The organism is Streptomyces sp. TAA486, assembly GCF_000426165.1.
Genome location: NZ_AUEV01000013.1, coordinates 228,302 through 240,720, shown reverse-complemented (window position 1 = coordinate 240,720; position 12,419 = coordinate 228,302). Strand labels below are relative to the sequence as shown.

At 71.5% G+C, this 12,419-nt stretch carries 9 protein-coding genes; 2 read left to right on the top strand and 7 right to left on the bottom strand.

Annotation, left to right across the window (positions count from 1 at the left end; all coding sequences use genetic code 11):
- Nucleotides 1-43: 43 nt before the first annotated feature.
- The 3 genes from I004_RS0118585 to I004_RS0118575 all read right to left on the bottom strand — a co-directional run bounded on the left by I004_RS0118585 (nucleotide 44) and on the right by I004_RS0118575 (nucleotide 2,848).
- Nucleotides 44-634, bottom strand: coding sequence for a GNAT family N-acetyltransferase (locus I004_RS0118585; RefSeq protein WP_028436733.1), 591 nt, complete (start codon nucleotides 632-634; stop codon nucleotides 44-46).
- Between the two features lie 193 nt (nucleotides 635-827).
- Nucleotides 828-1,619: a VOC family protein gene (locus I004_RS0118580; protein WP_028436732.1), complete on the bottom strand. Its 792-nt coding sequence runs from the start codon at nucleotides 1,617-1,619 to the stop codon at nucleotides 828-830.
- A 218-nt stretch (nucleotides 1,620-1,837) separates the two neighbouring features.
- Complete coding sequence (locus I004_RS0118575) at nucleotides 1,838-2,848, bottom strand: LacI family DNA-binding transcriptional regulator (protein WP_028436731.1); 1,011 nt, start codon at nucleotides 2,846-2,848, stop codon at nucleotides 1,838-1,840.
- 389 nt (nucleotides 2,849-3,237) lie between these two features.
- On the opposite strand from I004_RS0118575, the gene I004_RS0118570 reads away from it, so the two are divergent.
- Nucleotides 3,238-4,728 (top strand): FGGY-family carbohydrate kinase, encoded by a 1,491-nt coding sequence (locus tag I004_RS0118570; protein ID WP_028436730.1) that lies wholly within the window; start codon nucleotides 3,238-3,240, stop codon nucleotides 4,726-4,728.
- A gap of 370 nt (nucleotides 4,729-5,098) precedes the next feature.
- Here I004_RS0118570 and I004_RS0118565 read toward each other — a convergent pair whose 3' ends face one another.
- The 3 genes from I004_RS0118565 to I004_RS0118550 all read right to left on the bottom strand — a co-directional run bounded on the left by I004_RS0118565 (nucleotide 5,099) and on the right by I004_RS0118550 (nucleotide 9,122).
- The gene (locus I004_RS0118565; RefSeq protein ID WP_028436729.1) at nucleotides 5,099-6,058 is read right to left on the bottom strand and encodes an NAD-dependent epimerase/dehydratase family protein; all 960 of its coding nucleotides are present in this window, start codon (nucleotides 6,056-6,058) and stop codon (nucleotides 5,099-5,101) included.
- A 47-nt stretch (nucleotides 6,059-6,105) separates the two neighbouring features.
- Nucleotides 6,106-6,765: a DUF6226 family protein gene (locus I004_RS34715; protein ID WP_051345159.1), complete on the bottom strand. Its 660-nt coding sequence runs from the start codon at nucleotides 6,763-6,765 to the stop codon at nucleotides 6,106-6,108.
- 287 nt (nucleotides 6,766-7,052) lie between these two features.
- Entirely contained in the window at nucleotides 7,053-9,122 is a 2,070-nt protein-coding gene (locus I004_RS0118550) for a helicase domain-containing protein (protein WP_028436728.1), read from the bottom strand.
- A gap of 260 nt (nucleotides 9,123-9,382) precedes the next feature.
- Here I004_RS0118550 and I004_RS34710 point away from each other — a divergent pair, with 260 nt between their 5' ends.
- Complete coding sequence (locus tag I004_RS34710; RefSeq protein ID WP_078511431.1) at nucleotides 9,383-10,573, top strand: glycosyltransferase 87 family protein; 1,191 nt, start codon at nucleotides 9,383-9,385, stop codon at nucleotides 10,571-10,573.
- Here the strand turns inward: I004_RS34710 and I004_RS0118540 are convergent.
- The gene (locus I004_RS0118540; protein ID WP_028436727.1) at nucleotides 10,501-12,177 is read right to left on the bottom strand and encodes a DNA repair helicase XPB; all 1,677 of its coding nucleotides are present in this window, start codon (nucleotides 12,175-12,177) and stop codon (nucleotides 10,501-10,503) included. The two genes, I004_RS34710 and I004_RS0118540, sit on opposite strands and share 73 nt — an antisense overlap.
- Nucleotides 12,178-12,419 lie beyond the last annotated feature (242 nt).

Here is a 12,419-nt window from a genome sequence, read left to right as displayed (position 1 = left end):
GGAGACGGGGGGCGGCACGCTCAGCGCGGTGATCGGGGAAGGATCATCCGGGGGAAGTGATCGCCCAGCGGTCGTGATCGCGCCACTCGCCGTCGATGAGCTGGAAGGCCGGCGAGTGACCTTCCCGCCGGAAGCCCAGTCGCTCCACGAGCCTGGACGAACGGACGTTCCCGGGCTGGATGTTGGCCTCGAGGCGGTGGAGGCCCAACTCCTCGAAGGCGTGACGGATCACGAGACCCAGCCCCTCGGTCATGTAGCCGCGGCCGGTGGTGGACGCGTACGAGACGTAGCCCAGGGCCCCGCACTGCAGGGTGCCCCGCACGATGTTGTTGATGTTGACGGCGCCGACGATCCGGTGCGTGTGACCGGAGCAGCCGGCGGCGCCGGTGTTCCCTGCGGTGCCGCCGCCGGTGTCGCACAGGCAGATCACGAACCCCTCGTGGGTCGGCCGGCCGCACCGGGCGACGTGGTCGGCGAAGGCCTCGGGAGTGGTCTCCCGCTGAGGCACCCAGGGCCGGTGCAGCTCTGCGCTCTCCCGGGTACGGGCGGTGAGTTCCGCGTAGTCGTCGTGCGTGACGTGCCTGATCGCCACGCGAGGTCCGCGGAGGAGGCTGGGCGCCGGTGGAGGTGGCATCGCTCGAAGTCGTCCGTAGGGCAAGGGAGTTGGAGCATAACGGCCGGTCGGTGTGGGCGTCCGGTGGCCGCGCGACTGCACCGGTCCGGCCCCGACTCGCTTGGTCCGGGGCTGAGTCGGGGCCGCGGCGGCAGTCGGCTCACGTGCGGACCACCCCCGGTGGCGGCCGGGGGTGGTCGCGTCGACGGTTCGTTCACATGGACGGCTTGAGGACGACGAAGTCCGCGCCGAAGGGGTCGAGGCAGACGGCCATGCGGCCGACGCCCTCGGCGTCCTCCGGGCCCATGACGATGTTCCCGCCGAGCTCGGTGACCTTCGCGATGGTCGCGTCGCAGTCGATGGTGTGGAAGACCGGGTGCCAGAACGGGTTGCCGCCGGCCAGGGCGAGGGCCTCCTGCGGGACCTCCATCAGGCCGCCGTGCATCCGCTCCTGCGGCGCGCCGGAGGGACCGATGATCGTGTACGTGCCGACCTCGTCACCGGGCATCGGCATGTCCGTGAAATCCCAGCCGTACAGGCCCTTGTAGAACTCCTTCGCCGCCGTGGCGTCGGTCGTGTACAGCTCGACCCACATCAGTGAGTTGGGCTCGTCCACCATCTCCACGCCTTCGGTCTTGCCGGGCTGCCAGGCGGCGAACTGCGCGCCCTGCGGATCGGTGAACTGGGCCATCCGGCCTTGGTCGTTGACGTCGAACGGATCGACCCGGACCGTGCCTCCGGCCTTGCGGACCTTCGACACCGCCGCATCCACGTCGGGCGTGCTGAAGTAGATCATCCATGCCGAGCGTGCGCCCTCGTCGAGCGGACCGAGAGCGGCCACGGTCCTTCCCTCGGACTTGAAGAGGCCGAACTCCTCCTCGCCCGACCCGAACGGCTGGAACGTCCAGCCGAAGACCCCGCCGTAGAACGTCTTCGCGGCGGCGGAATCCCTCACACCGAGATCGAGCCAGCACGGGGAGCCAACGGAAAAGTCAGTGGTGATCATGGCGATTCCCTTCGGGAGGTCCCAGACACGAATCAGGCTCCCATCGCCCACTGAGGCTCGCTCGGCGAGCCGATGCCCGGGCACCGGCTCGCCGAGCGAAACCGCTGCTCACAGGGCTGAAGAGGGCATCGAGGGCTCCCGCGGTCACGAGCGCCGAGCCGGCCGCCTACCGCACTCCTTCCTCCGCCGCGAGTCGTGGGGCGCGGTCCTGGCCGGCCTCAGCTCCGCGCGCCCGGTCCGTTCGTGCTCTCCCGTGGCTGGAGGACCGTGCGCAGGACGACGGTCTGGAGCGGCTTGTCCGAGCCCGCCAGCCTGTCCTGGAGCAGCGCGGCGGCGGACGCGCCCATGTCGTACGAGGGCAGCTGGACGGTGGTCAGCGGCGGCCTGACGAGGGACGCCCACGGCACGTCGCCGAAGGAGAGGATGCCGAACCCGGGCGGCTCGACCCCTGCTTCGCGCAGGGCCTTGAGGGCACCGACCGTCATCAGGTTGTTGGCGACGAATACGGCGTCGGGGGGCGTACGGAGAGCGAGCAGGTCGCGCATGGCGGCGTAGCCCCCGTCCACGTGGAAGTCGGCGTGCCGGGTGTGGGCGCGCGTCCACTCGTCGGGGAAACCGGCCTCGTGCATCGCGGCGCGGTAGCCGGCGAGACGGTCCTCGGAGGTGGAGGCGCCTGCGGGGCCCGTGATGCAGGCGACCCTCGCATAACCGCGTTCGAGGAGATGGGCGGTGGCGTCCTCGCCGCCGTGCTGGTTGTCGACCATGACCGCGTCGACCTCGGCCGCGCGGGGGCGCCGGTCGACGGCGACGACGGGCATGCCCCGTGTGGCGAGCGCGGAGAGGTCGGTGCGCCTGCGTGAGGCGGCAGCCACGATCACGCCCGCCATCTGTTCGGCGAGGGCGATGTCGAGATAGCGGCTCTCCTTCTCGACGTCCTCGTCGGTGTTGCAGAGCACGACGGAGAGGTTCGTGCGCTGGGCGGCGTCCTCGACGCCGCGGGCGAGCGAGGTGAAGAACGGGTTCTCGATGTCCGGGATCAGCAGGCCGATGACGCTGGCGCGCTGCATGCGCAGAGACCGGGCGACCCGGTTCGGTGAGAACCCGAGGTCTGCGGCGGCCTTGCGGACGCGCTCGGCGCGTTCGGCGGTGACGCGGCCGCCGTTGAAGACCCGGGAGACGGTCGCGGGCGAGACCCCGGCGGTCCGTGCCACGTCGCTGATGGTTGTCACCGGGGACTCCTTCATGTGCTGCGCACAGGCTCCGGGGAGCCGCCGTGCCCGAGCTCTTGACACCTTCTGCGGTGAACCCTACGTTCGCGTGAAATGGATTTCAACAAGGTCTCCGGTGCTGGTCGTGCCCCGATTCCCGGCCGTGCACGCCTCCCCTTTCCCCTCGCCCTTTCATGTCGCCCCGGCGTCCGGTGTCTCGACCCGGCGCAAGAAATCGATTTCCTACTCCTTGTTCGCGGCCTCCACGCGGGCATCCACGGAGTGTTCATGCTCTCCCGCTTCCGCAGGCAGACCGTCGAGCCCGTCAGGACGTCCGGCCTGAAGTAGCGTCCGCACAACCACCGGAGGATTTCCATGGCACGCATGGAGGACGGCGCAAGGGAGCTGCCATGACACTGCTGCTCGGGATCGACATCGGCACCTCCAGCTCCAAGGGTGTCCTCACGAACGCCGACGGCCGGATCGTGGCTCAGGCCGTGCGCGAGCACCGCACATCGAGCCCGCGGCCCGGCTGGGTCGAGCACGACGCGCAGCAGGTCTGGTGGCGGGACTTCACGGAACTCGCCGCCGAACTCCTCGCCGGCGCCCTGCCGGCCGACCGTCTCGCGGGCATCGGCGTCAGCGGCATCGGTCCGTGCCTCCTGCCCGCCGACGCCGACGATTCGCCCCTGCGCCCGGCGATCCTCTACGGCGTCGACACCCGCTCCGGCGACCAGGTCGCCGAACTGACCGCCCGTTACGGCCAGGACGAGATCATGCGGCGCTGCGGCTCCGCTCTGACCAGTCAGGCCCTCGGCCCGAAGTTCGCGTGGGTGCGGCAGCGCGAGCCGGACGTGTACGCGCGGATGCGCCGCTGGTACATGGCGAGTTCGTATCTCGTGCGCCGCCTCACCGGTGCGTACGTGCTCGACCACCACTCCGCCAGCCAGTGCGACCCGCTCCACGACCTGCGCGGCGGCGGGTGGATCGAGGAGCGGTGCGAGGAGGTGGCGCCCGGCCTGGTGTGGCCCGAACTCGTGGCGCCCTCACAGGTGGTGGGCGAGGTGACCGCCGAGGCGGCCGCCGCCACCGGCATCCCCGCCGGTACGCCCGTCGTGGCCGGCACCATCGACGCGTGGGCGGAGTCGGCCGCGGTCGGCGCCACAGGACCCGGCGATCTCATGCTCATGTACGGGACGACGATGTTCCTGGTCAACGTCGTCGGTGAACCGGTGCCGGACGTACGGCTGTGGTCCACCGCCGGGACCTACGAGGACACGTACTGCCTCGCCGCCGGCATGGCCACGTCCGGGGCGATCACCGCCTGGCTGCGCGATCTGACGGGCGCGGACTACACGACGCTCACCCAGGAGGCCGCCGAACTGCCGCCGGGCGCCGAAGGGTTGCTGATGCTGCCCTACTTCGCGGGTGAGCGGACGCCGGTCTTCGACCCCGACGCCCGCGGCGTCGTCGCCGGGCTGACCCTCCGCCACGGACGCGCGCATCTCTACCGTGCCGCCCTGGAGGCCACGGCCTTCGGTGTACGGCACAACCTGGGGGCCATGCGCGAGGCGGGCGGCGACCTGCGGCGGCTCGTGGCGGTCGGCGGCGGGGCGCGCGACCTGTGGACGCAGATCGTCACCGACGTCACCGGTCTCGAGCAGACCGTGCCGCGCCACACCATCGGCGCGGCACACGGCGACGCCTTCCTGGCGGCGGTCGGTACGGGACTGGCCCGCCGGGCGGACATCGCGGCGTGGAACCCCGCCGAGTCGGTCGTCCGTTCCGAACCGGCCCGCCGCGCGGTCTACGACGAGCTGTACGAGCACTATCTGAGCCTGTATCCGTCCACGCGCGAGGTGATGCACGCGCTGGCGGCACGCCAACTCGCGGACGGTTAGCCCCTCTTCGGGGGTCACTTGATCGTCGGTCTGGCTCAGCCGATCACCACATGCCGTGGCAGGCCTGGCACTGCCAGGCTCGTCAGCCATGACCACTTACGACCTGTTGCTCATCGGCGGTGGTGCGGGCGTCGGAAAGACGACGGTCGCATGGGAGGTGTCCGCAGCTCTCAGCAGGCCAAGGGAATGGCGCCCTGCCTGATCGAGGGAGACCGGATCGCAGGTCGCCGCTCACGTCGAGCGGAGCCTCCGGACATCTGGGCGAGCGGGCTCCTGAGGACACCGTCCACATCCCGACGGAAGCCCGGTCGGTACAGGACATCGCCCCCGATGTGCTCCGGGCAGCCGCCTGGCAGCCCCGGCCGCGCCGTCAGTCGCGGCGCCTGATGCGGTCCTCCGCGACGAGCGCTTCCACGGCCTCCTCGATCGCTTCCAGCGCGGTGTAGCGGGGCCGGTGGCCGAGCAGCCTGCTCGCCTTCTCCATGCTCCGGTGCGGGCTGTGCGCGATGTGGCTGTACGTCGCCTCGGCGTCGCCTTCGTCGACCGTGGTGCGCCACTGCTCCCAGGGCAGGAACGCCAGCCGCGGCTCGTGCCCGAACCATCCGGCGACGGCCTCGGCGTAACCGCGCAGGGTGACGGCGGTGGGCGCGACGGCGTGGAAGCTCTCCCCGACGGCCGCCGAACGATTGGCCATCGCCGCCGTGAACACCTGCGCGACGTCGTCGGCGTGGACGTGATGCAGGGTCTCCAGCCCGAAGTTGGGGAGCGTGACCTCGGCGCCGTCGGCGAGGGCCTGGAACACGCCCAGGTTCAGGTGCCCGGCCGGATTGATCGGCACCCATCCCGGTCCGGTGATGTGACCGGGGTGGATCACGGTGGCGGGGAAGCCGTTCCGGCGCGCCTGGTCCAGCAGATACGCCTCGATCTCCGCCTTGCCCCGGCCGTACTCCTCCAGCGGCCGCCTCGGCTCGGACTCGAGGGCGGGGACCTGCCCGCTCGGTCCGTACACCCAGATCGTCCCGCAGTGCAGGAAGTGCTGTACGCGACCGGCGAGCGCCTCGACCAGGTGACGTGCGCTCTCCTCGCGGAAGCAGATCATGTCGATGACGACGTCCGCGCACAGCTCGGCGATGGCGGGCCCGAACGAGCCGTCGGCCTCCGACTCCTCGCGGTCGATCACCACCGTCGTCACGCGCCGCCAGGCACCGTGCGGACGATACGGCTTGCGCCGCCCGCGGCTGACCACGACGACGTCGTGGCCCTCCTCGACCAGGCGTGGGACGAGGAAGGAGCCGACATGTCCGCTGCCACCGAGCACCGCGATCTTCATGGGCCCGATCGTAGGGCCAGGCGGGGCCCCGTCCCAGATGCGTGAGGTCACCACCACGCCTCGCCGCGCATCACCGGATGCCGCGACCGCCCGGAGCGGGCATCCCTCAGCAGACGCTCCGGGTCGCGGCGCGACCGGGCGAACCTGCCGCTCGCCGACCAGCCGGACCCCTGAGAGACGAGCGTGTCCTCGCCTCTGCCGATGTGGACGAACTCGCCGCTGACGACGGCCAGTACGCAGTCGTCGAAGTCCTCCAGCAGCAGCTCGGAGCCGCTGTCACACGCGTCGCACCCGCAGTCGGGCAGCGACTTCAGCAGCACCGCCGGCTCGCCGGCCCCTACCGTCACCGCCACATCGGGCACGCCGTCCACGGCCAGGAACCCGACCAGCAGCGGGAGGGTGCGGGCCCGCACCGGCCGCAGCCGGACCGCCCGGTCCGGGGCCAGGCCATGCCGGGGCCCGTCCCGCCAGATCCCCGCGGGGTCCGTCACCTCCTCGGAGACCGCCAGACCGAGCCCGGCGAGAGCCTGCGCCCACGCGTCGGCACGCGCCCTGAGAATGAGGTACTTGCCGGGGTCGAGGCAGCGCGAGTACTCCTCGTCGTGCGGGTCCACTCCCCACGGGTGCGGGTCCGGCCACGGGTGCCTTCCCGCGCCTGTCGTTGCGAACGCCTCGTCCACGGCGTCACGAAGCGTCGTCGAATCCATTCGACGACGCTACGACGACTCCCGCGGTCCGATCACCCGGTTTTTCGCCGCCTGAAGGCTCCGGGGGCGGGGGAGGCGTGCGTCTTCCGCAACCTCAGCCCTGCCGCACCAGGGCCCACACCAGGCAGGCGAAGGCCGCCGTGTTCACGACCGCACGGGCCAGGCCCGGCATGACCGCCGCAGGCGAAGCCGCAATAGAGACCCGCGCTGAGGCCCGGGGTGAGGGGGCGGCGATGAGGCTCGCTGTCTGCAGGCACCACAGCATCAGGTCCTCCGAGGTCGGGGTCTCAGGATGCCAGCGCGGGCGGCAGCGGTGCCGCGTGCAGAACCGCGAGTCCCGATACCGCGCGGGTGAGGGAGACATAGAGGCGGCGCAGCCCCGTGCGGATGTCCGGTTCGGCGTCGATGATCGCGGCGGGCTCGTCCAGGACGACGTAGTCGTACTCCAGGCCCTTGGCCAGCGTCGCCGGGACCAGCGTCAGCCGGGAGCCCTCCCCGGTCTCCGTGCCCGGAGCGAGATGCGGCAGCCCGGCGGCCTCCAGGGCGCCCGCCAGCGCGGGGACCCGGGCGTCCGCGGCGATCAGGCCCACCGAGCCCTCGTGCAGCAGCGCCTCGCGGCACGCCTCGACGACCGCGGCGTCCAACTCCGGTGCGGGACAGGCCCGTACGGAGAAGTCCCCCGGCGACTCCCGGACCGAGGACGCCTCGCGCAGGTCCGGCGCGATCTCGGGCAGCAGCCTGGACGCGTAGGCGATGACCTGGCGCGGCACACGGAAGCCGAGCGTCAACTCCTCGACGGCGGCGGCCGGCTTGCCCAGATGTCGCAGCGCCTCTTCCCAACTCGCCGTCGCCCACGGGGTCGTGCCCTGCGCGATGTCGCCGAGCACGGTCACGGAGCCCGTGGAGCAGCGGCGACCGACGGCCCTGTACTGCATGGGGGAGAGGTCCTGCGCCTCGTCGAGGACCACATGACCCAGCGAAGGGGTGCGCCGCACCAGGTCGTCGACCTCGTCGACGAGTACGGCGTCGGCCACCGACCAGGGGGCCGACTTGACCCCGCGGGCCGGCTTCGCCCACAGGATCGCCCGCTGCTCCGCCTCCGTGAGGATGCCCTCGGCCTGCTCGGCGAGGAACTCCGGGTCCGACAGCAGGCGGAGCACGAGCTTCGCCGGGTCCACGGCCGGCCAGCACGTCTTCACGACGGCCTTGACGGCCGCGTTCCGCGCCACCGCGTCCTGCACGCGGTCGTCCGGAGCCTCGCCGGCCTGCTCCATGCGAACCAGCACCGCGTGCGCGATGCGCTGCGGCAGGGCTTCCCGTGCGGCCCCGTACCGCATGTCGCGGCTCAGCAACTCCTCGGCCAGGGACGCCAGTTCGTCCGCGGGGACCCGCCAGCGCCGCGAGCCCCGCACCACCACGCACGGCTCCTGCGGCATGCTCACCCCGGAGCGCACCGCCCGGTGCAGCACCTGTGCCATGCGTGCGTCGCCCTTGATGCCCGCCGCCTCGGCCGCGTCCTCGCCGCGCACCGGTACGTGCGCCACCAGGCCCGTGACCGTCGCCTGCCGCACCGACATCTCGCCGAGCGCCGGCAGCACCTGCTCGATGTACTGCAGGAACGAGGAGTTGGGCCCGACGACGAGCGTGCCGGCGCGGGAGAGCCGTTCGCGGTGCGTGTAGAGCAGATACGCGACGCGGTGCAGGCCCACGGCCGTCTTCCCGGTGCCGGGGGCGCCCTGCACGCACAGGGAGCCCTCGATCCCGGCTCGGACGATCTCGTCCTGCTCGGGCTGGATCGTCGCGACGATGTCCCGCATCGGGCCGACACGCGGGCGCTCGATCTCCGCCTGGAGCAGCCGCGAGGTTCCCCCCGGTCCTGGCGGCCCGGCCGGTACCCCCGGGGCGTCGCTCGGGCCGGTCAGGTGCTCGTCCTCGAACGCGGTGAGCTCGCCGGCCGCGTAGCCGAACCGGCGGCGCAGCGCGACGTCCTGAGGGTCCTTCTTCGACGCCCGGTAGAACGGCTGCGACACGGGCGCGCGCCAGTCGATCACCATCGGGTCGCCCTCGGCGTCGTGGACGTGGCGGCGGCCGATGTAGAAGGTCCGGGCGGGCACGTAGTCGAGGCGGCCGAAGAACAGGGGCGTGTGGGCGAGGTCGGCGAGCGATCTGATGCGCGCGTCGAGGCCGGCGCGCAGCACCTCGGCGTTGACCCAGTTCGCCGTGACATTGGTGATGTCCAGCGATTCCGCGTCCTCGCGCATGGCGCGCAGCGCGGCGCGGGAGGCCGCCAGATGGGCCCGTTCGTCGTCGAGGGGATTGCGGGCGTGACCGGGGACGGAATGAGCAGGGGCGGACACGGTTTTGCCTCCGGGCGAATGCGCGGTGTGCGTACGGAACGGAAGGCCGACCGGTTTCCGAGCGGTCGGGGGTCCTCCCCGGACCGGGAGGCGGCAGACGCGGAAGCCTAGCCCCGCCGTGGTGGGCCGGGCCAACGGTTTTCCCCCGTACGGGCCGAGCACGATCGGAAGGAGATGCGGCGCAGGTGTCACGGCGGCCGGACACACACGGCGGTAGCACCACCGAGGACGGCAGCGCGGTGCTGACCGCGGCCGCCGCGCTGCTCGTGCTGTCGCTGGGCGCGCTCGCGGTGCTGTGCGTGGTGCAGCGCTTCCCGATGGCGGATCTGCTGGTCTACCGCGCTGAGGGTGCCGCCGTCGTGAACGGCGGGGACCTGTACGGCTTCGCGGTCACGGCATGGGACCTGCCCGCGACCTATCCGCCGTTCGCGGCCCTGCTGTTCGTGCCCACCGTGTGGCTCTCGCCGGCGGCCACGAAGGTCGTCTTCGTGGCGGGCAACGCCGCCCTCGTCGCACTCCTCCTCCACCTCTCCCTGCGGCTGGCGGACTCACTTCCCGGCGGCCTCCGTACGGGGCGATGGGACCGCAGGGCCGTGGTGCTCGCGGCGACAGCTGCCGCGCTCTGGCTGGAGCCCGTCTTCCAGACGCTCGTCTTCGGCCAGATCAATCTGCTGCTCGTCTGCCTCGTCCTGTGGGATCTGGGTCGTCCCGACGGCGCGCGCGGCAAGGGCCTGGCCATCGGCATCGCCACGGGCATCAAGCTCACGCCGGCGGTCTTCGTCGTCCATCTGCTGCTGACGGGGCGCGTACGTGCGGGGCTCACGGCTCTGGCGGGCTTCGCCGGCACGGTCGCGGCGGGTGCCCTCGTACTGCCGTCCGCCAGCCGGGAGTTCTTCACGCGCCGGGTCTTCGAGACGGCCAGGGTCGGCAAGGTGTGGATCGTGGACAACCAGTCACTGCAGGGCCTGGTCGCCCGCGTCGCGCACACAGTGGAGCCGGGTCTGCTGTGGCTGCTGCCCGCGGCCGTGCTCGCGGTGGCCGGGCTGACGCTGGCCCGTCAGGTGCACGTGCGGCACGGGCAGTCCGCGTGGGCCGTCATGGTCGCCGCGTTCACCGCGCTGCTGGTGTCCCCGATCAGCTGGTCGCACCACTGGGTGTGGTGCGTGCCGCTGCTCGTCGTCCTCGCCGCGGAACGGGCGCGGACCGGCGCCGGGCAGGGCGTGGTGGCAGCGGTCGCCGCGGTCTTCGCGGTGCGCACGCTGTGGCTCGTACCGAAGCACGGCGCCCAGGACCTGAGGCTGGAGTGGTGGCTGCAGCCGTTCGCCTCGCCGTACGTGCTGCTGACGCTGGCGCTGCTGTCAGCTGTCGCCGTGCGCTGTTACTCGCTCTCGCTCTCCGGCGCGGCCTCCGGCTGGGCCGTCAGCAGGTCCTGGGAGTCGATGATGCGGTAGGCGTAGCCCTGCTCCGCCAGGAAGCGCTGCCGGTGGGCGGCGAAGTCCTGGTCGATGGTGTCGCGGGCGACCACGGAGTAGAAGCGCGCCTCATGGCCGTCGGCCTTCGGGCGCAGGATCCGTCCCAGCCGCTGTGCCTCCTCCTGACGTGAGCCGAAGGTGCCGGAGACCTGGATGGCGACGGTCGCCTCGGGCAGGTCGACGGAGAAGTTGGCGACCTTGGAGACGACCAGCGTGCTCAACTCGCCCTCGCGGAAGGCGTTGAAGAGCTTCTCCCGCTGCTTGTTGGTGGTGTCGCCCTTGATGACGGGGGCGCCGATGTGTTCGCCGAGTTCGTCGAGCTGGTCGATGTACTGGCCGATCACGAGCGTCTGGTCGCTCTCGTGCCGCTTCACCAGTGCCTCCGTCACGCGCCGCTTGCTGTCGGTGGTCGCGCAGAAGCGGTACTTCTCCTCCGTCTCGGCGGTGGCGTAAGCGAGGCGTTCGGAGTCGGTGAGGCTCACGCGTACCTCGACGCAGTCGGCGGGGGCGATGTAGCCCTGCGCCTCGATCTCCTTCCACGGGGCGTCGAACCGCTTGGGCCCGATGAGGGAGAAGACGTCCGACTCACGGCCGTCCTCCCGCACCAGCGTCGCGGTCAGGCCGAGGCGGCGGCGGGCCTGAAGGTCCGCGGTGAACTTGAAGACGGGCGCCGGCAGTAGATGCACCTCGTCGTAGATGATCAGGCCCCAGTCGCGGGAGTCGAAGAGCTCCAGGTGCGGATAGATGCCCTTACGCTTCACCGTCACCACCTGGTACGTGGCGATCGTGACCGGCCGGATCTCCTTCCGCGTGCCGCTGTACTCGCCGATCTCGTCCTCCGTGAGCGACGTGCGGCGCACCAGCTCGTGCTTCCACTGGCGGGCGGCAACGGTGTTGGTGACGAGGATCAGCGTCGTCGCCCGCGCCTGGGCCATCGCCCCGGCACCCACGAGCGTCTTGCCCGCGCCGCAGGGCAGCACGACGACGCCGGAGCCTCCGTGCCAGAAGCCCTCGACGGCCTGCTGCTGGTACGGGCGCATCGACCACTCGTCCTCCACCAGATCGATGGGGTGCGCCTCGCCGTCCACGTAACCGGCCAGGTCCTCGGCGGGCCATCCCAGTTTCAGCAGCACCTGCTTGATCTGGCCGCGCTCGGAGGGGTGCACGGCGACGGTGTCCGCGTCGATGCGCTCACCGGTGAGCGGCTGGATCTTCCTCGACCTCAGGATCTCTTCCAGCACGGGCCGGTCGGTGGTCTCCAGGACCAGGCCGTGCGTGGGGTGCTTGAGCAGCCGGAGCCGCCCGTACCGGGCCATCGTCTCGGCCACGTCGACGAGGAGGGCGTGCGGCACCGGGTAGCGGGCGTGCGCGACGAGGGCGTCGACGACCTGCTCGGCGTCGTGCCCGGCGGCACGGGCGTTCCACAGGCCGAGCGGCGTGAGGCGGTAGGTGTGGATGTGCTCCGGCGCCCGCTCCAGCTCGGCGAAGGGAGCGATGGCACGGCGGCACTCGTCCGCCTGTTCGTGGTCGACCTCCAGCAGCAGCGTCTTGTCGCTCTGGACGATCAGGGGGCCACCGTTCACGCGTGCTTCCTCCGTCTCGCGGTGCTGTGCGGTCCGGTCGTTCTCCGGCTGCGCGCTTCGGACGCCTCCGGTCAAACCTCCAGTGTGCCGCATGGCTCGCTCCGCGAGCTGTGGAGCCGGTGTGGAGGGGATGCGCACGGCCACACGGGCGCCTGCCGTGCGTGTGGCCACGAATCAGGCGCAAGCGCCTATACGGTAATACGTCTGGACACAAGGTGTAGTGGTCCGTATGAGATGCGTGA